At 62.0% G+C, this 22233-nt stretch carries 22 protein-coding genes and 4 tRNA genes; 12 read left to right on the top strand and 14 right to left on the bottom strand.

Annotated elements, in window-relative coordinates; genetic code table 11:
* Positions 1 to 326 precede the first annotated feature (326 nt).
* Positions 327 to 929, top strand: coding sequence for a DUF938 domain-containing protein (locus tag Thiosp_RS17080; protein WP_201064519.1), 603 nt, complete (start codon positions 327 to 329; stop codon positions 927 to 929).
* On the opposite strand, the gene Thiosp_RS17075 is transcribed toward Thiosp_RS17080, so the two are convergent.
* Together Thiosp_RS17075 and Thiosp_RS17070 are read right to left on the bottom strand one after the other, a co-directional pair.
* Positions 926 to 1333, bottom strand: coding sequence for a DNA-binding transcriptional response regulator (locus tag Thiosp_RS17075; RefSeq protein WP_323696565.1), 408 nt, complete (start codon positions 1331 to 1333; stop codon positions 926 to 928). The genes Thiosp_RS17080 and Thiosp_RS17075 overlap by 4 nt on opposite strands.
* Complete coding sequence (locus Thiosp_RS17070; protein ID WP_201064521.1) at positions 1330 to 2007, bottom strand: 2OG-Fe(II) oxygenase family protein; 678 nt, start codon at positions 2005 to 2007, stop codon at positions 1330 to 1332. The genes Thiosp_RS17075 and Thiosp_RS17070 overlap by 4 nt, the downstream gene beginning before the upstream one ends.
* Positions 2008 to 2341: 334 nt before the next feature.
* On the opposite strand from Thiosp_RS17070, the gene Thiosp_RS17065 reads away from it, so the two are divergent.
* Positions 2342 to 2896 (top strand): hypothetical protein, encoded by a 555-nt coding sequence (locus Thiosp_RS17065; RefSeq protein ID WP_201064524.1) that lies wholly within the window; start codon positions 2342 to 2344, stop codon positions 2894 to 2896.
* A gap of 49 nt (positions 2897 to 2945) precedes the next feature.
* Here the strand turns inward: Thiosp_RS17065 and Thiosp_RS17060 are convergent, their stop codons facing one another.
* From Thiosp_RS17060 to Thiosp_RS17050, 3 genes are all read right to left on the bottom strand, one after another.
* Positions 2946 to 3440 carry a DUF1269 domain-containing protein gene (locus Thiosp_RS17060; protein ID WP_201064527.1) on the bottom strand — a complete coding sequence of 165 codons (495 nt, stop codon included), beginning with the start codon at positions 3438 to 3440 and terminating at the stop codon, positions 2946 to 2948.
* Between the two features lie 76 nt (positions 3441 to 3516).
* Positions 3517 to 5484 (bottom strand): amylosucrase, encoded by a 1968-nt coding sequence (locus tag Thiosp_RS17055; RefSeq protein ID WP_201064530.1) that lies wholly within the window; start codon positions 5482 to 5484, stop codon positions 3517 to 3519.
* A 37-nt stretch (positions 5485 to 5521) separates the two neighbouring features.
* Entirely contained in the window at positions 5522 to 5701 is a 180-nt protein-coding gene (locus Thiosp_RS17050) for a hypothetical protein (protein ID WP_201064533.1), read from the bottom strand.
* Positions 5702 to 5970: 269 nt separating this feature from the next.
* Between Thiosp_RS17050 and fixJ the strand changes: the two genes are divergently transcribed.
* Complete coding sequence (gene fixJ, locus Thiosp_RS17045; protein WP_201064536.1) at positions 5971 to 6582, top strand: response regulator FixJ; 612 nt, start codon at positions 5971 to 5973, stop codon at positions 6580 to 6582.
* Positions 6583 to 6676: 94 nt separating this feature from the next.
* Here the strand turns inward: fixJ and Thiosp_RS17040 are convergent, their stop codons facing one another.
* The 7 genes from Thiosp_RS17040 to hemA all read right to left on the bottom strand — a co-directional run bounded on the left by Thiosp_RS17040 (position 6677) and on the right by hemA (position 12328).
* Entirely contained in the window at positions 6677 to 7216 is a 540-nt protein-coding gene (locus tag Thiosp_RS17040; protein ID WP_201064540.1) for a hypothetical protein, read from the bottom strand.
* A complete protein-coding gene (locus Thiosp_RS17035) occupies positions 7213 to 8016 on the bottom strand; it encodes a HesA/MoeB/ThiF family protein (protein WP_201064544.1) in 804 nt (267 codons plus the stop codon). The genes Thiosp_RS17040 and Thiosp_RS17035 overlap by 4 nt, the downstream gene beginning before the upstream one ends.
* A 42-nt stretch (positions 8017 to 8058) precedes the next feature.
* Positions 8059 to 8469, bottom strand: coding sequence for a hypothetical protein (locus Thiosp_RS17030; RefSeq protein ID WP_201064546.1), 411 nt, complete (start codon positions 8467 to 8469; stop codon positions 8059 to 8061).
* A 63-nt stretch (positions 8470 to 8532) separates the two neighbouring features.
* On the bottom strand, positions 8533 to 8841 hold the full coding sequence (locus Thiosp_RS17025; RefSeq protein WP_201064548.1) for a hypothetical protein: 309 nt from the start codon (positions 8839 to 8841) through the stop codon (positions 8533 to 8535).
* Between the two features lie 103 nt (positions 8842 to 8944).
* The gene (gene prmC, locus Thiosp_RS17020) at positions 8945 to 9853 is read right to left on the bottom strand and encodes a peptide chain release factor N(5)-glutamine methyltransferase (protein ID WP_201064551.1); all 909 of its coding nucleotides are present in this window, start codon (positions 9851 to 9853) and stop codon (positions 8945 to 8947) included.
* Entirely contained in the window at positions 9846 to 10925 is a 1080-nt protein-coding gene (gene prfA / locus Thiosp_RS17015) for a peptide chain release factor 1 (protein WP_201064552.1), read from the bottom strand. Before prfA ends, prmC begins: the two co-directional genes overlap by 8 nt.
* Positions 10926 to 10963: 38 nt before the next feature.
* On the bottom strand, positions 10964 to 12328 hold the full coding sequence (gene hemA, locus Thiosp_RS17010; RefSeq protein WP_201064554.1) for a glutamyl-tRNA reductase: 1365 nt from the start codon (positions 12326 to 12328) through the stop codon (positions 10964 to 10966).
* 451 nt (positions 12329 to 12779) lie between these two features.
* Here hemA and Thiosp_RS17005 point away from each other — a divergent pair, with 451 nt between their 5' ends.
* The 6 genes from Thiosp_RS17005 (at position 12780) to pth (ending at position 18136) form a co-directional block, all read left to right on the top strand.
* Positions 12780 to 14486: a tetratricopeptide repeat protein gene (locus Thiosp_RS17005; protein ID WP_201064557.1), complete on the top strand. Its 1707-nt coding sequence runs from the start codon at positions 12780 to 12782 to the stop codon at positions 14484 to 14486.
* The gene (gene ispE, locus Thiosp_RS17000; protein ID WP_407702730.1) at positions 14483 to 15340 is read left to right on the top strand and encodes a 4-(cytidine 5'-diphospho)-2-C-methyl-D-erythritol kinase; all 858 of its coding nucleotides are present in this window, start codon (positions 14483 to 14485) and stop codon (positions 15338 to 15340) included. The genes Thiosp_RS17005 and ispE overlap by 4 nt, the downstream gene beginning before the upstream one ends.
* A gap of 30 nt (positions 15341 to 15370) precedes the next feature.
* Positions 15371 to 15445: transfer RNA gene (locus tag Thiosp_RS16995), tRNA-Gln, on the top strand.
* 163 nt (positions 15446 to 15608) lie between these two features.
* Positions 15609 to 16562: a ribose-phosphate diphosphokinase gene (locus tag Thiosp_RS16990; RefSeq protein WP_323696564.1), complete on the top strand. Its 954-nt coding sequence runs from the start codon at positions 15609 to 15611 to the stop codon at positions 16560 to 16562.
* 226 nt (positions 16563 to 16788) lie between these two features.
* Positions 16789 to 17412 (top strand): 50S ribosomal protein L25/general stress protein Ctc, encoded by a 624-nt coding sequence (locus tag Thiosp_RS16985; RefSeq protein WP_201064559.1) that lies wholly within the window; start codon positions 16789 to 16791, stop codon positions 17410 to 17412.
* 136 nt (positions 17413 to 17548) lie between these two features.
* Positions 17549 to 18136: an aminoacyl-tRNA hydrolase gene (gene pth, locus Thiosp_RS16980; protein ID WP_201064560.1), complete on the top strand. Its 588-nt coding sequence runs from the start codon at positions 17549 to 17551 to the stop codon at positions 18134 to 18136.
* An 86-nt stretch (positions 18137 to 18222) separates the two neighbouring features.
* On the opposite strand, the gene Thiosp_RS16975 is transcribed toward pth, so the two are convergent.
* Positions 18223 to 19683, bottom strand: coding sequence for an OmpP1/FadL family transporter (locus tag Thiosp_RS16975; protein WP_201064562.1), 1461 nt, complete (start codon positions 19681 to 19683; stop codon positions 18223 to 18225).
* Between the two features lie 310 nt (positions 19684 to 19993).
* Positions 19994 to 21340 (bottom strand): UDP-glucose dehydrogenase family protein, encoded by a 1347-nt coding sequence (locus tag Thiosp_RS16970; protein WP_201064564.1) that lies wholly within the window; start codon positions 21338 to 21340, stop codon positions 19994 to 19996.
* Between the two features lie 250 nt (positions 21341 to 21590).
* Here Thiosp_RS16970 and Thiosp_RS16965 point away from each other — a divergent pair.
* The 3 genes from Thiosp_RS16965 to Thiosp_RS16955 all read left to right on the top strand — a co-directional run bounded on the left by Thiosp_RS16965 (position 21591) and on the right by Thiosp_RS16955 (position 22198).
* Positions 21591 to 21675: transfer RNA gene (locus tag Thiosp_RS16965), tRNA-Tyr, on the top strand.
* 244 nt (positions 21676 to 21919) lie between these two features.
* Positions 21920 to 21993: transfer RNA gene (locus Thiosp_RS16960), tRNA-Gly, on the top strand.
* A 129-nt stretch (positions 21994 to 22122) separates the two neighbouring features.
* A tRNA-Thr gene (locus Thiosp_RS16955) sits at positions 22123 to 22198 on the top strand.
* The last annotated feature ends 35 nt before the right edge of the window (positions 22199 to 22233 follow it).

Raw genomic sequence — 22233 nt, 5'->3', positions numbered from 1 at the left:
CAGCGCAGGCGGCGGCCCCCTATGGCCAAGAGGTCCTGCGGCAGCGATTTTTTCTCCGGCAGGCTCCGTCACACGGGCGCCAATGTTCGGTTTTCACCCCACTCGGCGCGAAATCTTCTCGAAATTCCTGGTCCAGCGCCTTGGTCTGGTAAGTCGTGCGTCAGGGCTGTCTGCTTTTGCGCGGTGTCACGGGGAACTGCAGGGCATGTTGGGCTTTTTTCTCGCCGCTGGGTTCGCTTGTCTTCGGCGCTGTTGGGCCAAACCTTATGCGAGCAGAGACAGTCACGATCAGAAAGCCGGCGATGGCGAGTCGATAGGAGGGAAGGATGCGCGACCACAAGCCTTTCGCGGCAGCAAGCGAGGAGAATAAGGCGCCGATTCTGGCCGTTCTCAAGCCGAGATTCGCGGCGGCGAGTCGGGTGCTCGAGATCGGCGGCGGCACCGGTCAGCATGCGGTCTTTTTTGCCGAGCAGATGCCGCATTTGCACTGGCAGTGCTCGGATCGTGCTGAGAATCTGCCCGGCATCCGCCAATGGATCGCCGACGCTGCCCTGGCGAATCTGCCGCCTCCGCTGGAGCTGGATGTTGTCAGGGAGCCGGACTGGCCGGCTGGTCCTTTTGATGCCGCTTTCAGTGCGAATACGGCGCACATTATGTCGTTGCAGGCCGTTGAAGCGATGTTTCTTGGCGTCGGTCGCTTGTTGCAGTCCGGTGCCTGTTTCGCGCTCTATGGGCCATTTTCCCGCGATGGGCGTCATAACAGCCCGAGCAATGCCTTTTTTGATCAGCAGCTGCGGAGTCGCGACCCGGCCAGCGGGGTGCGGGATATTCGCGATCTCGAGCGTTTCGCTTCCGCGGCTGGGTTTGATCTGGAGGAAGACTGCCCGATGCCGGTCAACAATCGCACCTTGATCTGGCGTCAGCGTTAAACGACTGGCGCTTGGGCCAAAACGTTCTGCAGGCTCTGCTCAAGCTGGGCCTCGGTCACTGGCAGCGGCAAGGCGGCAAAGATCGGAAACCGCTGCATGAGTTGCTCCAGCTTGGGCTGATGCTCGGCCTGATAGATGCAGATCACCTTCACCTGAGGGTGGCGCTGCAATCGCGCCATCAGGGTTTCGAGGTTACTGCTGCGGTCGCGAAAGTCCGACTGGAAGTTGTACTCGGCAATAATTACATTCGGCAACTGGCGTTTGAGCGCCGCCTGGGCCTTGCGCTGGGAGTTGACGATTTCGGCATCGAACCCCAGGCGCCGATAGAGCGCGATGAAGTTTGGATAGCCGCCCAGTTCGATGATGGCGAGCAGGCGGGGGCGGTCTTCCGCCACCGCGCTCACGCGAATACCACCCAGGTGGTGGCGATGTACTTGACGCCAGAGTCGATCCGCGCCGCACGGTGCTCGTGCGTCCAGAAGGGCGGGAAGAGCACCAGCTTGCCTTGCTCCGGACGCACGCTGATGTCCTGATACAGAAACTGCGTCTCTCCGCCGGGGCCGGGAACGTCGTTCAGGTACCAGAGCGCCACCAGCTGGCGCTGGCTGAACTCATGACTGCCGCCGTCGATATGCCAGTGGTAGAACTCCCCCGGCTGGTAGCGCTGGATCTGGTAGCCCATGTCCTTAAACGGGCCTTTGAAGTACGGAAAGGTCTCGCGAAACTCGCGCAGCGCCGCCGCCAGGCAGCGAAAGAACATCTCATCAGCGTCCTTCCAGTCCTCCTTGTTGCTGACCACCAGATCCATGGTCTGCTTGATCGCGCGATCGCGCTCCTGAATCTGTCCGATGCGGCCCTCATATTGCTGCGCGGGGTTGGCCTCGAAGCGCGCGATCATCTCCTCGCAAAAGGCCGGCGGCAGCGCGCGTGGGCGCGCAAAGATAAAGCTGCCCGGTTTGACCTCGCGGATGCTCTGCAATGGAGGCAGGCCGTGCTCAGCCGTCAGGCCTTTGATGACGGGGGACTGGGGCGACGAGCCGGACGGCTGCCCGGCGGAAACTTGGTTCTTCTGGCTCATGGTAGCTGACTCGTGGTGGCAGACTCCGGGTGGCAGACTCTGGGTGGTTGCTACTCAAAAACAATCGGGAGGCTGAACAATGAGGAGCCTGCATCCGGTTCCAAAGCATACTGGTTCAGGCTAGCCCGCCCGAGCAGCCCTGACAACCGCTGGAGGGAAGACGGCAGCACTGACCACAGGGATCGCGATGGGGTGCGGGCTCGCCGCGTTGCAACCCCAAGCCTTGTCCAACGCCACCTCAGCCAAATATAGGGATACCAGAGAAAAGACATCACAGCCAAGCATCCCGACCCGCGCAAGCGACGCGTGGGTCGCTGCACAAACGGAGTCTGGCGTGGCATTACGCATTAAAAGTCACTGGTGGAATGACGAAAACGAGCGCTCGCTGGCCGAAATCGGCTCGGCGCTTGCCTTTATCGCCTGGCGCATCGCGGTCGACAAGGCGATTAACCTGCACTGCGAGCGCTTTGTCTATCGCGATGACGAACAGCGCCTGCAGGTCATTCAGGAGTATCTGGTGTTTCTGATCCAGATCGCCGACCGGCTGTCATTCGGCCGCTTTGGCGATGATGAGCGCCGGGCGCTGATCACCAGCTTTGCCAAAAAGTGCATTGAGCACTTGCAGGACAATAGCGCCGACCTGCTCGGCCCTGGCAACTACGGCCAGCCCTTTGTCGAGCGGCTCAACACCCGCTCGGGCGAGTATGCCGAGTTTGAGCTCAACGACGAAGGCCCGAGCTACGCCTTCTTGCGGCATCTCGGCTTTGAGATTCAAAGCCTGATGGGTCAGCACGAAGAGAACCGCTGGGTGATCGATCAGGTGATGGAAAAGGACGGCTGGGATGCCTACAAGCGCTTTCACAGGGCCTTTGGCGATCTGTTCGAATGATGCCAGCACCAGCCGCCGTCCGCCATCCGATTGCAAGCGCTGATCGCCGTTAATCGGTGCGTTCAATCACCTTACGCAGTTCCGTCTCCTCGTCCTTGGTCAGCGAGGTCCGTAACACCTTGCCTTTGCCGTGAAAAGGCTGCAAGCCTTCCAGCACCTTGTCGGTCGTGGCCTTGCGTACCAGCACGAAAATAGCCGCGCAACCGGGCTGGAAGTGGGTCGCCAGATCCTTCATGAAATTATCATCCACGCCGATGTCTGTCAGCTTGCCGGACAGCGCCCCCGCGCCGGCTCCCACTGCCGCGCCCAGCAGCGGATTGAGAAACAGCATGCCGATCAGCATGCCCCAGAACCCGCCGCCCATCGCTCCCATTGCGGTCAGGCTGACCGCTTGATGCAGCTTGACCTTGCCGTGGTCGTCCTTGGTGACTACCACGACATCTTCCATGTCGATCAGGTATTCCTTCTGCATTTTCGCCAACGCCGCTCGCATTTCGAATGCCAGCGCCGGCTCCTTAAAAGAAATCACGATCAGGTCGCTCATTGGATGTCCTCGGTAAGATTTGCGAAATTGCGCTAGGCGCGAGCGCCGAGCAATGCTGGAGAGCCGGGATCAGGCATCAGGCATGCCGGGCCAACACCAGAATTTGGTAGGGCTCCAGGGCGAGTTCCTGGGTGGCGATCAGGGTGCGGCCGGAGTAGAGATCGACCATGGTCTTGCGCATCCCCATCTGGCGCAGGCGGCGGGCCTCAAGTGATTGCTCGTGCTCGGAGAAGTTGGCCAGCACGAAGACCACCGATTGTTCGTTGCTGCGGGTAAAGCCAAAGACATGGCGGTTGCCGGTGTCCAGCATTTCGGTATCCGGGCGGGCAAAGGCCTGGTTTTGGTTGCGCAGTTGCAGCAGGCGCAGCAGCCCCTGGTGGATGCGTCCGGGTACGGTGCTGAGATCGCGGCGCTGCTCGGCACGCTCCCAGTCGAAGGCGCCGCGATGCAGCCAGCGTGAGTCGCCGACCTTTTCCGGGTCCTGGTCGTAGTGCTGGTCGTTCAGGGTGGCGATCTCGTCACCGAGGTAGATCAACGGAATGCCACCGATGGTGATGATGATGCCGTGGATCAGCAGGATGCGGCGGATGGCCAGTTCGAGTTCCTCGTCATCGCCGATCGCGAGTGCATGCTCGACGCCAGCAAGGGAGGCGCAGGTGCCGGAGACGCGGGCGTCGCCGGTGACCGGGTCTTCCTGAAAGGGGGCGCCGCGTGCGAAGCTGCCGGCAAAGCGCCCGGTGTAAAAGTCGGTCAGGAAGCGCCGATGCGGGCCGGGGTTGAAGTCGCAGGCGGCCACGTCGTCATCGGCGAAGGCCCAGCCGATGTCGTCATGACAGCGCACATAGTTGACCCAGGCGCAGCCCGGCGGAATGCTGAAGCGATGGCCCATGGCAAGCTGCAGCACGCGCACGTCGCGGGTCGCCAGGGCGTCCCACAGCAGCGCCATCAGCTGCGGGTTGTAGGACAGCGGGCACTCGTCCTTGCTGACGTAGGTGCGCACCTCGTCGGGGTGGACGATGGCCTCGGACTTAAACACCATGGCCGGCGCGGCAATGCTGACCAGGGCGTTAAAGGCCTGAATGATCCAGTGCGCCTCAGGCAGGTTTTGGGAGTTGGTGCCGAGCCGCTTCCAGATGAAGGCAACGGCGTCGAGGCGCAGAATCTCCACCCCGCGGTTGGCGAGGAACAGCATCTCCTCAAGCATGCGGTTGAAGACTTCAGGGTTCTCGTAGTTCAGATCCCACTGGTAGGTGTGGAAGGTCGTCCAGATCCATTTTTTCAGGCGGGTGCGGTAGGTGAAGGCGCCCGGATGATCCTCGCCGAACACCTCGGGCATGTGCGCCTCGTAGAGGTCCGGCAGGGTGCGGTCGGGGAACATGCGATAGTAGGCCTGGTAGCGGCGGTCGCCGTTCAGTGCGTTCAAGGCCCACTCATGATCGTCGCTGGTGTGGTTGAAGACGAAATCCAGCGTCAGCGAGATGCCGTGGTGGCGCAGCTCGGTGGCGAGCTCGGCCATCTCGTCCATGGTGCCGAGGGCGGGATCGACCTCCCGGTAGCTGCTGACTGCGTAACCGCCGTCGTTGTCGCCCTCGGGCGCTCGAAAGACGGGCATCAGATGCAGGTAGGTGATGCCAAGCTCGGTAAGGTAGGGAATGCGTTCGCGCAGCGCGGCCAGATCGCCGGCAAACAAATCCACATAGCACATGGCGCCGACCATGCGGTTGGACTGGTACCAGTGCGGGTCGGCGCGGCGCATGGCATCGAGCGCCTTGAGCTCGGCCGGGCGGTCGATCCACATCTGGGTGGCAGAAGACAGAATGCTCTCGAGGTAGTAGAAAAAATCGTAATAGCCGCCGTAGAGCCGGAACAGATGCCGGAACAGGCGCGGAAAATGGCGCTCGAGACGCTCGAGGTAGCCCTGCCATTCCCCAGCGTCGACCTCGGACTGAAAGCGCTGCTCCAGTCGCGGCCGCAGCCGGTGCAGGGACTGCTCGGCCTGCTCCGCAAGCCATTGCTCATCGGTGATTTGGGTAGTGCGATCCATGGGGTAGGTCATCAAGCACGCGCTGGCGGCGCGTGACTTAGTGCTCGGTCTCGACCACAGCGCCGCCGCCGTGCTTGTCCTCGACAATCACGAGTTTGCCCAGCGTCGGGTGGCGCAGCGCGAAAATTGAAAAATGCTCGAAGGATTTTTCCATGATGGGCGTACTTTCGTCCTTCAGGTCGCGCACGACCGAAGGCTCTGCATCGAAAATGTGCATGGTTTGTCTGTTCCTGATAACCGAACCGCCGGGCCGACGAAGGAATTGGCCTCCGGGCCGAACATGGGCGCGCTGGCGATAAGGTGGCAGTTGGCAAGTCGCCCCGCAACCGCCGAGCCGATCCTCATCTTTGTACCATGATATGTTTCCAGCAGGTCATAATCCAATTTCTTTCGGTGACGGTCTAAATGCGGTGCGAGCCGCGAGCATGATCGCATGGTTCGACAGCTTGGTGGTCAAGACCGGCAGATGCGAGGGAGCTCCAGTTTATGAGTGATGATCATTGGGTGTATGTCGTTGATGACGATCAGGCGATGCGGGAGTCGCTGCAGTGGCTGATCGAGTCCGTCGGCATGCAGGTGCAGACGTTCGACTCGGCGGATGCCTTCTTGAAGGCCTGTAAACCAGACTGGAGCGGTTGTCTGTTGCTGGATGTGCGCATGCCGGGCATGAGCGGGCTTGAGCTGCAAAGCTATCTGGGTCGCCGTTCCATCTGCCTGCCGGTGATCGTTATCACGGGGCATGGCGATGTGGCCATGGCGGTGCGGGCAATGAAAGCCGGCGCGCTGGACTTTATCGAAAAGCCCTTTGATGACGAGGCGCTGCTTGGCAGCATTCGCAAGGCGCTCGAGAACGATGACCGCGCGCGGTTGCTACGCGCGGAGCAGGCAAATATTCTGGCGCGGATGAAGGAGCTCACCCCGCGCGAGCGTGAGGTGATGGATCTGGTGACGGACGGGCAGTCGAACCGGGAAATCGCCACTGCGCTTAGCGTCAGCGCCAAGACGGTCGAGGTGCATCGCTCCCGGGTGATGGACAAAATGCACGCCGACTCGCTCGCCGAGCTGGTGCGCATGGTCATCATGGCCAATACGCCATGAGCTTGGAACGGTCGGGTCGGGGGCAGGAGAGCCCGTGAATGGGTTTTCCGGGCTGACTGCGGGTGCCGCGGCCTTGGCCCGCAACCACAGGGATTCACTTCGCGGCGTGAGCCTGACTCTGGCTGTCAGCGAGGTATTCCTGCGGTGGCGGGAAGCGCTCCACCACCCAGGCGGGCAGTTTGGCCTGATTGGCGTGATAGAGGGCGTCGGACTCGACGATGATCAGCACCAGCACAGTGACCATCACCGGCAAAATTCCGGTACCGACAATCAAGGCGATCACGGCCTCTTTCATCATGCCGCCATAGACATGCGCGGCCCAGCCGAGCGTGCAAACCAGCAGCAGCAGACTCAGCATGATGATGAACAGCCGACTGCGTCGCGCACAGATCTGCCAGTGGCACATGACATACCAAGGGTCGCGCCGGTGTGACAGGCGCGCGCGCCACAGGGTATAGCCGAGCAGCGCGAAGGAAATGGCTGGGATCATGGCCATGACCCAGGGAAAACTGCCGGCGATGCCGCCGGCGGCGATGGCCATCAGGATATGGTTGCCAATCAGGTTGGTTAAGAAAATCTCGTGCGGCACATTGGCTTGTTTGATCTCGCGCGGGGAGACAGTGAAAGACTTCATGCGCGTGGGTCTCCGGCAGACGGGGGCGGGGTGGCGCAGACGGGGCAGCGGGGATCGGCATTGAGTTTGATCTCGCGCCAGTGCATGGAGCGGGCATCAAGCAGCAGCAAGCGGCCGAACAGCGGCGTACCGAAACCGCTGAGGATTTTCATCGCCTCGCAGGCTTGCAGACTGCCGATGATGCCGACCACTGGGGCGATGACGCCATTGGCGGCGCAGCCGTCAGCGACTTCGGAGTCCCCGTCGGAGTAAAGACAGCGGTAGCAGGGGCCGCCGAGGCGACCGCTGAAGCTGCTGACTTGGCCCTCGGCGCGAATGGCGGCGCCCGAGACCAAGGGCACGTCGGCTGCGACACTGGCACGATTGGCCGCAAAGCGTGTGGCGAAGTTGTCACTGGCGTCGACGATCAAATCCACTTCGTCGGCGAGTGCGCGCAGACGTGTCTCATCAAGGTGCTCGGGCAGCGGTATCAGGTGGGTGGCTGGGTTTAGCGCTCGCAGTCGGGTGACGGCGGAGTCGGTCTTAAGGCTGCCAATCCCATCCTCGGTATGCAAGATCTGCCGCTGCAGATTGCTTGCGTCGACCTGATCGTGATCGGCTAGCAGCAGGGTGCCGACGCCGGCCGCGGCCAGATAGAGCGCCACTGGCGAGCCCAGGCCACCGAGCCCGAGCACCAGCACCCGGGCGCGGGCCAGGCGCTGCTGACCCTCGATACCAAACTCGGGCAGCAGGATCTGGCGCTGATAGCGCAGCAGAAACGCATCGTCCGCCGGACAGGCCTGAGCGTCGGCGGTTGGCATTGGGTGTGCGTGTGGTCTGATGAATGGCGCCGGTTGGCGGCGTTACAGATAACGGCGCCAGTGCTCTGGGCGCTGATCGCGGCAGCCGTGCTCGATGCTCTCGAAGCGCTTGGCAAACACCAGTTTGGTGCATTGGCCGCCGGCGTGCTGGATGCCGTAGTTCTCGCGCAGGGTCTCTTCGGTGTAGTAATGGAGCGCGCGTTTCATGCGATAAAGCAGCCCGTTGTCGAGATGCAGGCCAAGCTCGTTGAGCGCGGATTCGATCTCCTCGAGGCAGGTCATGCGGATGTCGTAGCTCAGATCAAGCAGAATCGGCGAGACCGGTTCAGCGCGCATCACGCCATGGAGAGTGCCGAGAAACCTTGCCGCGGACTGGGCGTCATTGCGCTCCGGATGCAGGTCGCGGAAATTGATCTGGCGATGTTTGATGCGATCGGCTTCTGGGATGTCCATAGGAGCGTCAGAGTTGGGCGTAAGGGATAAGCGATGTATTACTTGATCAAGAGATTGACTGCGTCATTCATCGTCGGTGTAAAGCTCGGGCTTCCAGCCGAGGGTGCGGGCATGGGCAATGGCAGCGGCGAAAATGCGCTGATGGCGTTCGCGCAGTTCCTCGGGCAGGCGCGAGGCGAGATGGCCATAAGGCTGCCATGCGTCGCTGACCTGATCATACAGCGTCTGGATGCGATCGACCGACCAGCCGGCACAGTTCTCGCTCTCCGGGATCAGGCCGAATACCTGGGCATCGCGCACAATGGTGCCGGTCGGCGTCATGCCGCCGTAGCTGTCCTGTTCGAGTCCGAGATAGGTTTTCTGACGTGACATTGCGCAACCGCCTTGGTCGTGGCGCCGCTGCGAGGAAGCGAGCGCCGTGAATTCTCATGCGATTGTCGCGAAAAAGCGCGGCTGATGCCAGAGACTTTGATCTTTAGCGCTCGCGCTGGGCGCTAGTGAAGCGCTCAAGCCTGGCCAGATCATGATGGGTATGGACGTCACTCAGACCGGCTTGGTGGAGCAGGTCGCGCACTGCGGGGCCTTGATTCCAACCGTGCTCAATCGCGACCTTGCCGCCAGGGACCAGGCAGTGCGGCAACTCGGCGGCGATGTCGCGAATGGCCGCGAGTCCGTCGGCGCCGGCGGCCAAGGCCTCGAGTGGCTCGAAGCGGGGATCACCGCGGCTGAGATGCGGATCTTGCGCGGCAACATAGGGCGGGTTGGCCAGAACCAGGTTCAGGGTGGCTGGCGCGATAGCGGCGAGCCAGTTGCTCTGGATGAGCTGGACATTGGTCGCGCTCAGGGCCTTGCGGTTGGTCTGTGCGACGGCGAGTGCGGCGCTGGAGTGCTCCACTGCCATCACTGGCCAGCCTGGTCGCTCCAGCGCCACGGTCAGCGCGATGGCACCGCTGCCGGTGCCGAGATCGGCGCAGCGGATGGATGCGCTGGGCGGGAATTGCGCCAGCGCCCAGTCGACCAGCAGCTCGGTTTCCGGGCGCGGGATGAGAGTTGCGGGAGTAACGCGCAGCGGCAAGCCGCGAAATTCGCGCTGGCCGAGGATGTAGGCGATCGGCTCGCCGGCGTGGCGTCGAGTGACTAGCTGCTCGAAGCGGCGGCGTTCGCTGCTGCTCAAGGCGCGTTCGGGCCAGGCGATGATGGTCGTTCGCTCGAGCCCGGCGGCGGCACCAAGGAGCAGTTCGGCCTCCAGGCGGTTCAGCGACTCTCTCGCCCAGGCAAGGAGGGCGTCGATGCGATTGCTTGTGGGGGCGGGGGGGCTGTTGCTGGCACGCGCCCGCTGGTTGTTGTCAGGGGCGTGGTGTGGCGACTGTGCTGGCTCAGCCATCCATCAGGGCCGCGAGACGGTCGGCCTGGTCCTCCTCGCGCAGCGGCTCGATGACCTGATCGAGCGCGCCGAGCATGATCTCGTCGAGCTTGTACAAGGTTAAGTTGATGCGATGATCCGTCAGCCGATTTTGCGGGAAGTTGTAAGTGCGGATGCGCTCGGAGCGGTCGCCGCTGCCGACCTGCAGGCGACGCGATTCGCTGCGCTCCGCCGTCACGGCGCTTTGCGCGGCATCGAGCAGGCGCGCTTGTAGCAACGACATGGCGCGCGCGCGGTTTTTGTGCTGGGAGCGCTCGTCCTGGCACTCGACTACGATGCCGCTGGGCAGGTGGGTGATGCGCACGGCGGAGTCGGTTTTGTTGACATGCTGGCCGCCGGCGCCGGAGGCGCGGTAGGTGTCGACGCGCAGGTCGCCGCTTGAGATGGCGGTTTCCTCGACCGTCTCGGGCTCGGGCAGGATGGCGACGGTGCAGGCTGAGGTATGCACCCGGCCCTGGGATTCGGTCTCGGGTACCCGCTGCACGCGATGCGTGCCAGCCTCGAATTTGAACCGCGCATAGACTTGGCGGCCGCTGATGCGCAGGACAATTTCCTTGTAGCCGCCGAGCTCGCCCTCGCTTGCGCTGATGGTCTCGCTGCGCCAGCCGTGCTGTTCGCCGTAGCGCAGGTACATGCGGGTGAGGTCAGCGGCGAAGAGCGCGGCCTCGGCGCCGCCTGTGCCGGCGCGCACCTCAAGGTAGACATTGCGCTGGTCGTTCGGGTCGGGCGGGAGCAGCAGCCTGCGCAGTTCGGGCTCAAGGGCCTCGCGCGCGTCCTGGGCGGTGGCGATCTCCTCGCGCGCCAGTTCGGCCATTTCCGCGTCGGCCAACATGGTCTGCGCGGTGGCGATGCTGTCCTCGCAGGCGCAATAGCTGTTGTAGCAGTCAATCAGCGGCTCAAGCTGGGCGTATTCGCGCCCGAGGTCGCGGAATTGGTTCTGATCGTCTTGGGTCGCGGGCTCGGCGAGCAGGGCGGTGATTTCGCTGAAGCGTTCGGCGAGGCGCTCAAGCTTGCCGCGCAGGGAGTCATTCATACTGCGTGGCCGTCATTCCAACCAGGTTTGAGGTGCGCTCAACCTGCACCGCCAGCGGCAGCGCGCTTGACGGCCTCGGCTGGGCAGTTGGCCGCCTCGCTGCCGGCATCGCCGATGGCCTGAGATCCGCCACTCGGATCTCCGACAGTCTGGCCGAGCGCGAACAGTTGGTTCGCGGCTTCGAGTAATTCGGATTGTCCCTCGCGACCAGCGCGGCGCAGGCGCACGCTCGGCGTGTGGAGGATTTTATTGGTCAGCGTGTGGGCCAGCTGGCAGACAACGTCCTCGGCCGGTTTGCCGGCGGCGAGTTGCTTTTGGGCGCGGCCAACCATCTCGTCGCGAATGCTTTCGGCGCGGCGGCGGTAGTCCTGGATGAGCGTGACGGCGTCGAGCGAGCGCAGCCAGGCCATGAATTCATCGGTGTGCAGGTCGATGATTTCCATCGCCTGGGCGGCTGCCTGATGGCGCGAGCGCAGGCCTTCTTCGACCACACCCTGGAGATCGTCGACAGTGTAGAGATAGACATCGCTCAGGTCGCCGACTTCTGGCTCAATGTCGCGCGGCACGGCGATATCGACCATGAAGATGGGCCTGTGCTTGCGAATCTTGAGCGCGCGCTCCACCGCGCCCTTGCCGAGCACCGGCAGCGGGCTGGCAGTGGAGGAGACGACGATGTCGGCCTCGGGCAGATGGTTGACCAGTTCGGTGAGCGCGATGGCGTAGCCGTCGAATTGCGATGCGACCAGATGAGCGCGCTCGACCGTGCGGTTAGCGACGACGATGCGCCCGATGCCGTGCTGGTGCAAATGGCGCGCGGCCAGCTCGATGGTTTCGCCGGCGCCGATCAGTAGCGCGGTCTGGGAGCTGAGGTCGCTGAAAATCTGCCGCGCCAGGCTGACGGCGGCAAAGGCGACCGACACCGGGCTGCTGCCGATCGCGGTGTCGGTACGCACCTGCTTGGCGACCGAGAAACAATGCTGAAACAGCCGCCCAAGCATTCGCCCCGCGGTGCCGCTGTCGCACGCGGTCTGGAATGCCTGTTTGACCTGGCCGAGAATTTGCGGCTCGCCCAGCACCATAGAGTCCAGCCCGCTGGCGACCTTGAGCAGGTGCTGAATCGCATCGCGATCCTTATGGGCATAGAGGTGGGGTGCAATCAGCTGAGGATCGACGCCGTGGAAGCGCCCGAGCCAGTCGCGAATCTGTGCCTCGCTCACCTGGGGCTCAAGCGCGCAGTAAACTTCCGTGCGATTGCAGGTCGAAAGAATCACGCCCTCGCTTACCATCGAGTGGTCTGTCAGACTGCGCAGGGCGCCGACGATCACGTCCGGACCGAAGGTCAGACGCTCGCGGATATCGACGGGGGCCGTTTTGTGATTCAGGCCAAGGGTGAGCAGACTCATGCGCAATTTCCCGATGGGCCGGTTTAAATTGACCGGTAAAGGTAACAGATTTTAAGACATTTGGGGCAAGGCGATTGACTGTTTGGTCAGGGCGCTGCGCCGCAGCGCATTTCCTCCCCGGTCGCGTATACTGCGCGGGCCGGAGACGATGACTTCGACCGGCGCGACGAATTTTTGTTAGAGCTTGAATATTATCATGTCAGACGCGACGAATTTCTGTTGGCGGAAGCCCTTGGCCCGGCGGCGAGGCTCCTTGGCGGCTCGCTCCTTGCCGGCCCCGGTCCCTGGCGCAGCTGCGATGTGGCTGTCGCTGATCTTGCTGCTTGGCGCGAGCGGCCCGCTCGTCGCGAGGCCGCAAACGGCGCCACCCGCGCAATCGGCTACTCCGATTCCGTTGGCCTCGAGTGACCCGGCGGCATCGGGCAGGCTCGCAGCATCCGATAGCCCCGCAGTGTTGGACAGCCCTGCTGGGTCGGATAGCCCCGCGGCACCTGAGAGCCTGGCGGCATCCAGTCGCATACAGCCGGAGCCAAGTGCCCCAGACGCGCCGCTGGCTGAGCTGGATGCCGACCTGCTCTACGATGTGCTGGTGGCCGAGGTGGCGATGCAGCGCGACCTTCCGCTGGAAGCCTTCCCGCACTATTTTGCCGCCGCGCAACGCACGTCCGAGCCGATGTTGGCAGAGCTGGCCACGCGTGCGGCCATTGCCGGCAATGATCAAGCCAAGGCCGAGGAAGCCGCCGCTTTCTGGGCGAGCTTGGTGCCGGATTCGCTGCAGGCGCGCCAGGTCGCAGCCTACATCATCCTTGAAGGGGGTAAGGTCGATCAGGCCATGCCCTATCTGCGCGCGGTCATGGAACTCTCACCCGATCGGCGACAGGGGTATCTTCACTGCGCGCGGCTGGTGGCGCGGCTGGACGACCCGCTGCAGCGCCTGGATTTGATGCGCGCGCTGATTGGCGAATTCGGTGAGGACCCGGATGCGCTACTGGCCCTCGCCGGTTTGGCTGCGGGCGCGAGCCAGCCGGAACTGGCGCGTGACTATGCCGAGCGCGCCGCCGCGCAGCGCCCGGCCTGGAATCGTCCGCCCCAGTTTCTGGTGCAGTTGTTGGTCAGCGAGGATCGTACCGACGAGGCCATCGTTGAGCTCGAGCGTTATTTCTCCCAAGGCACGGACGACCTTGAGCTGCGCACGCTTTACGCGCAGTTGCTGATCGAGGCCAAACGCTATGAGGATGCGCGCGCGGCCTTCGATACTCTGCTCGCGTCACGTCCGGACATGCCGGGGGTGCTCTTCGCCGCCGGCGTGCTTTCGCTGCAGCTGAAAGACTACGACGCTGCGCGCGACTATCTTTTGCGGCTGCGCCAAAGCGGTGAGCGCGTGCAGGATGCGACCTTCATGCTCGGGCAGACCGAAGAGGCGGCCGGACAGCTCGAACAGGCCCGCGTCTGGTACGAGAAGGTGCGTGGCGATAAAGCGCTGGATGCGCAAATCCGCCTCGCCAGCGTCGAGGCGCGTCTTGGCCAGCCTGCACGCGCGCGTGAGCGGCTGCAGCGATTGCGCGACGAGTCGCCGCATCAGCAGCCCGCGCTGTACCTGATTGAGGGTGAGATACTGCGGGACATCAATGACGGGTCGGGCGCAATGGCGGTTTACGACCAGGCGCTCGAGCAGTTTCCGGATAATCCCGATCTGCTCTACGCCCGCGCGCTATTGGCGGCCACCCTCCAGCAGGTCGACGTGCTCGAGCGCGACCTGCGCCGGGTGCTGAGTATGGACCCCGACCATGCCGATGCGCTCAACGCCCTCGGCTACACCCTGGCGGACCAAACCGACCGCCTCGACGAAGCCAAGGGCTTTATTTCGCGCGCGCTGGAGCTGGAGCCGGATCAGCCGGCCGTTCTCGACAGCATGGGCTGGCTGCTGTACCGCATGGGCAAGCCGGCGGAGGCCGAGGCCTACTTGCGCAAGGCGCTTGAGCAACTGACCGATGGCGAGATTGCCGCCCACCTTGGTGAGGTGCTGTGGGCCCTTGGTCGCCGCGATGAGGCGCGCGCTGTGTGGCAACAGGCGCTCGACCAATTTCCCGATCACGACTACCTGCTGCGCGTTATCGAGCGTCACCCCGTCTCCCTGGCGCCGAGCACCGGGTCTTGAGTGCGGATATGGTGCCGGCGCCGGCGGCGGATGGCGCCTGGCTGGCGCCGGCCAAGCTCAACCTGACCTTGCGTGTGCTCGGCCGCCGCGCCGACGGTTACCATCTGCTGCAGAGTGTCTTTCAATTCATCGACCGTTGCGATCGGCTGTTTTTTGATGTTCGCGCCGACGCACAGGTGCAGCGCCTGCAGGGCGCCGTCGCTGTGGCACCGGAGCAGGATCTGGTCGTGCGCGCCGCGCGCCTGCTGCAGCGTCAGACCGGCTATCAGCAAGGGGTCGATATTCGCGTCGATAAACAACTGCCCATGGGCGGTGGGCTTGGCGGCGGCAGCTCGGATGCCGCCACTACGCTGCATGCGCTCAACCGCCTGTGGGCCTTGGGATTGGACAACGACCGACTGGCCGCACTTGGGCTCGAGCTAGGTGCCGATGTGCCGGTGTTTGTGCGCGGTTATGCCGCCTGGGCCGAAGGTGTTGGCGAGCAGCTTGCGCCTGTGGCGTTGCCCGAGCCCTGGTATCTAGTGCTGGTGCCGCCTTGTCAGGTGTCGACTGCGGCGGTTTTCGGTGACCCTGATTTGACAAGGGATTCTGCGCCGATCACAATAGCCGGCTTCGTTGAGGGCGATGACAGAAACGATTGCCTGTCGGTGGTTTTACGCCGTTATGCGCCCGTGGCCGAGGCCTATCATTGGCTCAACGCCCGCGCGAGGGCGCGCTTAACCGGGACCGGCTGCTGCCTGTTCGCCGCTTTCGAGGACCGGACGCAGGCTGAGCATCTTCGCGATCAAGCACCGGCGGCTTGGTCGGCATTTGTCGCCAGGGGCTACAATCGCTCGCCCTTAATGACCGGTTAAATTGCCGGTTAATGCGGGCAGCACAACAATTGGGGCGTCGCCAAGTGGTAAGGCACTGGGTTTTGATCCCAGCATTCCCAGGTTCGAATCCTGGCGCCCCAGCCATTTTCCTTAGAACGTTAGATCCGGGACGCCAACCATCTTTGCCCAGCCGTCATCGCCCAGCCATCAGCGTGAAGCGCGAGGATGTCTCCCCGAGAACGGCCAGCGTCTCTGAGCGTCAGTCAAAAGCACTATCGCCGTGCCAATACAGAATCGAGACAAGGCCGTGCCTGCCAGCCAGATGATGGTTTTCTCCGGCAATGCCAATCTGGCCCTGTCGAGCGAGATCGCCGCCCATCTGAACATCCCCCTGGGTAAAGCCGTGGTGGGACAGTTCAGCGATGGTGAGGTGATGGCTGAGATCCAGGAAAATGTCCGCGGCCGGGATGTTTTTGTCGTGCAGCCGACCTGTGCGCCGACCAACGACAACCTGCTCGAGCTCCTGGTGATGATCGACGCCCTGCGCTGGGCCTCGGCCAAGCGGGTGACGGCGGTGATTCCTTATTTCGGCTATGCCAGGCAGGATCGGCGCCCGCGCTCGGCGCGCGTGCCCATCACGGCGCGGCTGACCGCCAAGATGATTGGCTCGGCCGGCGCCGACCGGGTGCTGACGGTCGATCTGCACGCGGATCAGATTCAGGGCTTTTTTGATATTCCGGTCGATAACGTCTATGCCTCGCCCATTCTGTTAGGCGACATCTGGCGGCAAAAGTACCCAAATATTATCGTCGTCTCGCCCGACGTCGGTGGCGTGGTGCGCGCGCGCGCCCTGGCCAAGCGCCTTGATGATGCCGACTTGGCCATCATCGACAAGCGCCGCCCGCGCGCAAACGAGGCCCGGGTGATGAACATTATCGGCGATGTGCGCGGGCGCTCCTGTGTGCTGATCGATGACCTGGTCGATACGGCCGGGACCCTGTGCCAGGCCGCCGCCGCGCTGAAGGATCAGGGCGCGGCCATGGTGTCCGCTTACTGCACCCATCCGGTGCTGTCGGGGCCGGCGCTGGACAATATCAGCGCCTCGCGGCTCGATGAACTGGTGGTAACCAATACCATTCCGCTCGGCAGCCGCGCGCGCGAGTGCGAAAAGATTCGCCAGTTGAGTATTGGTGAGTTGCTGGCGGAGACCATGCGCCGGGTGTCGAACGAGGAGTCGGTGAGCTCGCTGTTCGTTGACTGATCAGCCGGACGCAGGGCCGGCCCGGAAGCAGTCTGGAAGCCGACTCGACGCCGGGCTTTTTCATGCCGGTTTTATAGAATTTTTGGGCCGTGCCCGCGTTGCGGGCGCGGCTTTTTGGTTCCGTCATTCGTCTGGTCGCGGACCGAATGGCGGAAGTCTGTCGCGTCAGTCGCTGGATGCCACCTGTTGGCGGGGCTCGACGCGGTATTTTTTACGGAGTTTATCCATGAGCGAAACAATGCAAATCGTCGCGGAAGCGCGCACTGACGTGAGGAAGGGTGCGAGCCGCCGCTTGCGTCGTACTGGTCAGGTACCTGGCATTCTCTACGGTGGGGGCAAGGACCCGCAGATGTTTATGCTGCCGCATAGCGAGCTGGTCAAATATACCGCGCAGGAGTCCTTCTATTCGACGCTACTCGATCTGAACCTGGCTGGTGACACGGTGCAGGTGGTGCTGAAGGACCTGCAACGTCATCCGGCCAAGCCTTTCATCCTGCACGTTGATTTCCAGCGTGTCAGCAAGGGTGAAAAGCTGCGCATGACAGTGCCTATCCATTTCGAGAACGAGAATATTTGTAAAGGCATCAAGCTCGGCGGTCAGGCCTCGCACAATCTGACCGAGCTCGACATCCTCTGCCTGCCGCAGGATCTGCCCGAGTTCATTGCCGTCGACATCGCCGATATGGAGATCGGCCAGACGCTGCATGTCTCGGAGATCTCGCTGCCCAAGGGCGTTGAGCTGGACTCCAGTGTCGATATCGACGCACCCGTGGTGGTGGTGCATACGACCCATACCACGGCTGACGATGCCGCCGGCGAGGAAGAAGCCCCAGAGGATGAGGCTGACTGAAGTGGTTGCCGGGCTTGAGTTTGATTTCGGCTCAAGCCCGCACCCGCTAGCATGGTGACCCATTCGCCCCGGACTTCCAAAGCTGGTCAGCCAGTTGCGGGGGGCATGGCGTATGCGGATTGAGCGTCGGTGACCAATGAACAGCGATCAGGGCATCGGACTGATTGTCGGGCTCGGTAATCCCGGGCGCGACTATGAGGACACGCGGCATAATGCCGGGTTTTGCTTTGTCGATCGCATTGCCGCCGAGCACGGCGGGCGTTTTCAAACAGAGTCGAAGTTCTTCGGCGAACTAAGTCGCTTAAGTGTGCATGGCCATGATCTGCGCCTGCTGAAACCCACCACCTTCATGAACCACAGTGGCCGTAGCATTGCCGCCGTGGCGCGCTATTTCGATATCGCTGCGGCCAATATTCTGGTCGCCTATGATGAGCTTGACCTGCCGCCCGGGCAGCTCAAGCTCAAGTTCGGCGGCGGCCATGCGGGACATAACGGCATGCGCGATACTCTCGCCGCGCTAAGCAATCAGGATTTTTGGCGACTGCGTATTGGCATCGGACACCCCGGTAGCAAGGAGCAGGTCATCGGCTATGTGTTGAGCCGCCCCTCGCGCACCGATTTCGATGCGATCCTCGAGGCGGTCACTCAGGCCGAAGGCTGCCTGCCGGAACTGTTGACCGGAGAGTTTCAGCGGGCGATGAATCGCCTGCACGCGCGTTCCTAGCTGTGCAATCCATCGCGTGCAGTAGCTAAAATGCAACAAGCCGCCTTGCGGCGGCTCGTTGCTCCTTCTCTGAACCTGTTACTTGGTCAATAGAGCCAGGCGAAGTTCACGCCCAGTTCGTACTGATGCATCTTGATCTCTGGTGCTTGAGTGCCGGTGAACTCACCCGGTCCCTTGATCGTTTCTTCTGGTGCGTACATGCCCCAGAAGGTCAGCTCGAAGTTGTCCTTCACCATATAGCTTGCGCCCAGGGTGAAGTGATTCTCGAGCGTCGCGGGAGCCAGCGCGTTGAATGCAACTTGACTGCCGTCGATCGGACTTTCGCCGTAGCTGTAACCGGCGCGCAGCTTTAGCTTGTCATTCACTGCATATTGGGTGCCGAACTTGAACACAGTCATATCGTCCCAGCCGAAGCCGGCACCCTTGGAACCGCCGAGGCAATAACTTGCATCATAGGTTGCGCCCGGCGCGCTGGGTTGACCAAAGGCCGCGTAGAGATCGCAGTTCTGCGCAAGGTTGTTGTTGTTAGCGATGGCAGGTACATCGCTATACCAGATGCGCTGGATATCGAACGCGAAGGCGAGACGATCATTCGGGCGCAAGGCGATGCCAATGGTGCCGACTGCGGGAATATCGAAATCACCGCCCTCCGCGAACAGGTCCGAATATTTATCGAACTCGCCCATGTACATCTTGGTCCGGTAGGAGGCGCCGACGGAGAACATGGGGCTCACCTCCCAGAGTGCGCCGACCTGGAAGCCGTAGCCCCAAGCTGAATCCTGGCCGTTGTCAGTAAGGTTCGTCGGTGAGACGGCGCTCATCCCCTGATTGGCGATCATGCTCTGGGTGAAGGTTTGGGTGAAACCCTGGAAGGCACCAAGCCCTTTAATTTCAATGGTCTGGTAACCGAGCAAGAAACTCGCGCCTAGGCTCAGCCCGTCTGCGACCTCGCGTGAATAGGCGAGAGAAACGCCGAGCTGCTCTAGGTTGACGCCGGTATTGCCAGCGCCTTCGACGGTGGTGCCGGGCACCTGGCCCATCTGATTGGAGGGCGGGTTAAACATCGAGTTGTTCCCGCCGTAGGTTCCGAGTCCCATCAAGGTGTCGCTGCTACGGTAGTCGGTGTTCATGCCGCCGTTACCGAAGAGCGCGATAGCGACCGCGCTGCGCTCGTCGATCGGCAGCGCATAGCCAAAGCCAGGAACGAGGAAGTCGGTGTTCTCGCTGGTGACGGTGCCGGTGCCGTTCATTCCGCCGCCGATCGGGGCCAAGGCCCCAGTTGCTAGGTTCGGTGAGACGCCGTCGTATTCGCGAAGCGGACTAAACCAGGAAATACCGACATCGGCGCGCCGACCGACCTGATTGGCTGCGGCAGGGTTGCCGACGATTGCCAAGCTGTCTTGTGGCATGGCCGCTTCGCCTGCACCCGCCATGCCCTTTGCTGTCGGCGAATATGCATGCGACATGTAACCATTGGTCGCATGCGCGACCGGCATCAGGGCGGCACTACAAGCCAATGCCAATGCGCTAAGTTGAAATGTTTTCATTATTGTCGTACTCCTCCTCGTTGGGTGATGTTTTTTTACCACGACTATGCTGGCTGGAGCAGAATTGTTGCAGCGTTGCAACATAGTTGTAGCATAATGTTACGAGTTTGTGTGAAATTTTAACGTACTTGGTTGCGTTCTGTCATATTCTGCCACTCAATCGGGCGAAAGCACTCGCCAGCGCCACAACTTGGGGCGTTGTGCGGCCACTGTGCAAGAGGTGCGACTTTGGGTCTGGTCGGTCTGTTAGGGCGAAAGCGGGCGGGCGTTGCAAAAAGTACAAGCCTGTCGCGCGGCATAAGCCAGGCGCTTAGTTTTCGGTCAGGGCTGCAACGGGTTGGCGGCCGATGGAGACATAAGTCAGTCCGGTGTTGGCGACCTGTAGCGGGTCGAACATGTTGCGTCCGTCAAAAATGACCCGGTGGCCGAGTTGGTCGCGCACCGCGGCCAGGTCGGGGCTGCGGAACTGATTCCACTCGGTCACGATGACCAGCGCTTCGGTGCCGTGCAGCGCCGCCATCTGGTCTTCGACAAGTTCGAGATCGGCGCGCTCACCATAGATGCGTCTGGCTTCGTCGATGGCGACGGGGTCGAAGGCGCGCACCCGGGCGCCAGCATTCCACAGGTGTTCCATCAGACGCCGGCTTGAGGCCTCGCGCATGTCGTCGGTGTTGGGCTTGAACGCCAATCCCCAGAGTGCGAAGGTTTTGCCGCGCAGGTTACCATCGAAAAAGGCGCTGATTTTTTCAAACAGCACATCCTTCTGACGGTGGTTGACGGTCTCGACCGCCTGTAGGAGTGGCACATTTACTCCGGTGTCGGTCGCCGTGCGCTCGAGTGCGCGCACGTCCTTGGGAAAACAGGAGCCACCATAGCCGCAGCCGGGGTAAATGAATTGGTAGCCGATGCGCGGGTCCGAGCCGATACCGATGCGTACGCGCTCGATGTCTGCACCGACAGCCTCGGCTATATTGGCCAGCTCGTTCATAAAACTGATTTTGGTCGCCAGCATCGAATTGGCGGCGTACTTGGTGAGCTCGGCGGAACGCACGTCCATCAGCAACAGGCGGTCGCGGTTGCGATTGAAAGGCGCGTAGAGCGCGCGCAGCAACTCACCGGTGCGCGGGTTGTCGGTGCCGACAATAATCCGGTCCGGGCGCATGAAATCTTCAATAGCCGCGCCTTCTTTCAGGAACTCCGGGTTCGAGACGACGTCGAACTCGATCGGCACGCCGCGTTCTTCGAGGCGCTCGCGGATGCGAGCGGCGACGCGATCGGCGGTGCCAACCGGGACAGTGGATTTGTCGACAACCACGCGGTACTCAGTCAAATGACGCCCGATCATGTCGGCTACTGCCAGCACATGGGACAGGTCAGCTGAGCCGTCTTCATCCGGTGGGGTGCCCACGGCGATGAACTGAAACAGACCGTGAGAAATGCCGGCGGCGGCATCGGTGGTGAAGGACATGCGTCCCGCCTCGCGGTTGCGGGCAATCAGCGCGTCAAGACCGGGCTCGAAGATGGGCACGCCGCCGCTGTTGAGCATATCGATTTTGCGCTGGTCGATATCAACGCAAAGGACGTCGTTGCCGACTTCCGCCAGGCAGGCGCCGGTGACCAGCCCGACATAGCCACTTCCGAAGATTGTAATGTCCATGATGTAGTAAGCCTCGCGCGCGGACCGGCGCGGTAGGAGAACCGCCGCCCGGTGCCAATGTTGTCAGTAGGGTTTTTGGGATACCACGAAATCTGAATCCTGGGCGATCGGCGATTCGAGCTAGTCGGTTGCGCCCTTTGATGTAACTCGGGTATCCAACCTGCGGTATTCTAACCGGATCAGGAGGCAAAAGCGTTATCGGGCAAGTTGACCTTCATGTCCTGGGCGCTTATACTGGTCAGCTTGATTCGGAGGGGTTCCCGAGCGGTCAAAGGGACCAGACTGTAAATCTGGCGGCTCAGCCTTCGGAGGTTCGAATCCTCCTCCCTCCACCAGACCAGGGTCTTAAGCCAAAAATATTTCAGGCTAATGGTATCCCGGCTGAGTTGCGCAAGGGGCTTTGGGTCTTCAAAGTTCTGCAGGTCGGCATTTGTGCAGGACCGGGCACTTAAGATTTGCGAGTTTGTTGATCGGCAGCTATGAAGGACTGGTCCGGAGCCAATCAAACAGCTCCGCCGGTCCAAAAACTTTGCGGGTCCGAAAGCTTGCAAGTCTAGCGACTTGCCGGTGGAAGAACGTGCGGGTGTAGTTCAACGGTAGAACCTCAGCCTTCCAAGCTGATGGTGTGGGTTCGATTCCCATCACCCGCTCCAGACGGTTTATCGAAACTCGGTGTTTGCTTGAGGCTGGCTTGCTGCAGTTTTGCTTCCGGGCTTTGTGCATTTCTGCCGCCTTTGATTTTGTGTCGGTCGTCAGCTATCAGTGTCGTCCGTGTTGCTCAGGCCCATGTAGCTCAGTTGGTAGAGCACACCCTTGGTAAGGGTGAGGTCACCGGTTCGACTCCGGTCATGGGCTCCATATTGTTCAGGTGTCAAAGGCTGCCGGTGAGTGGT

Source organism: Thiorhodovibrio litoralis (assembly GCF_033954455.1).
Lineage (GTDB): Bacteria > Pseudomonadota > Gammaproteobacteria > Chromatiales > Chromatiaceae > Thiorhodovibrio > Thiorhodovibrio litoralis.
This window is presented reverse-complemented; position numbering and strand designations above follow the sequence as displayed.

What these genes read in the sequence shown, in the direction of transcription:
- Thiosp_RS17080 (WP_201064519.1), top strand. Translation starts at nt 327, where the DNA reads ATGCGCGACCACAAGCCTTTCGCGGCAGCAAGCGAGGAGAATAAGGCG.
- Thiosp_RS17070 (WP_201064521.1), bottom strand. Translation starts at nt 2,007, where the DNA reads ATGAGCCAGAAGAACCAAGTTTCCGCCGGGCAGCCGTCCGGCTCGTCG.
- Thiosp_RS17060 (WP_201064527.1), bottom strand. Translation starts at nt 3,440, where the DNA reads ATGAGCGACCTGATCGTGATTTCTTTTAAGGAGCCGGCGCTGGCATTC.
- Thiosp_RS17055 (WP_201064530.1), bottom strand. Translation starts at nt 5,484, where the DNA reads ATGGATCGCACTACCCAAATCACCGATGAGCAATGGCTTGCGGAGCAG.
- Thiosp_RS17050 (WP_201064533.1), bottom strand. Translation starts at nt 5,701, where the DNA reads ATGCACATTTTCGATGCAGAGCCTTCGGTCGTGCGCGACCTGAAGGAC.
- fixJ (WP_201064536.1), top strand. Translation starts at nt 5,971, where the DNA reads ATGAGTGATGATCATTGGGTGTATGTCGTTGATGACGATCAGGCGATG.
- Thiosp_RS17040 (WP_201064540.1), bottom strand. Translation starts at nt 7,216, where the DNA reads ATGAAGTCTTTCACTGTCTCCCCGCGCGAGATCAAACAAGCCAATGTG.
- Thiosp_RS17035 (WP_201064544.1), bottom strand. Translation starts at nt 8,016, where the DNA reads ATGCCAACCGCCGACGCTCAGGCCTGTCCGGCGGACGATGCGTTTCTG.
- Thiosp_RS17030 (WP_201064546.1), bottom strand. Translation starts at nt 8,469, where the DNA reads ATGGACATCCCAGAAGCCGATCGCATCAAACATCGCCAGATCAATTTC.
- Thiosp_RS17025 (WP_201064548.1), bottom strand. Translation starts at nt 8,841, where the DNA reads ATGTCACGTCAGAAAACCTATCTCGGACTCGAACAGGACAGCTACGGC.
- prmC (WP_201064551.1), bottom strand. Translation starts at nt 9,853, where the DNA reads ATGGCTGAGCCAGCACAGTCGCCACACCACGCCCCTGACAACAACCAG.
- prfA (WP_201064552.1), bottom strand. Translation starts at nt 10,925, where the DNA reads ATGAATGACTCCCTGCGCGGCAAGCTTGAGCGCCTCGCCGAACGCTTC.
- hemA (WP_201064554.1), bottom strand. Translation starts at nt 12,328, where the DNA reads ATGAGTCTGCTCACCCTTGGCCTGAATCACAAAACGGCCCCCGTCGAT.
- Thiosp_RS16985 (WP_201064559.1), top strand. Translation starts at nt 16,789, where the DNA reads ATGAGCGAAACAATGCAAATCGTCGCGGAAGCGCGCACTGACGTGAGG.
- pth (WP_201064560.1), top strand. Translation starts at nt 17,549, where the DNA reads ATGAACAGCGATCAGGGCATCGGACTGATTGTCGGGCTCGGTAATCCC.
- Thiosp_RS16975 (WP_201064562.1), bottom strand. Translation starts at nt 19,683, where the DNA reads ATGAAAACATTTCAACTTAGCGCATTGGCATTGGCTTGTAGTGCCGCC.
- Thiosp_RS16970 (WP_201064564.1), bottom strand. Translation starts at nt 21,340, where the DNA reads ATGGACATTACAATCTTCGGAAGTGGCTATGTCGGGCTGGTCACCGGC.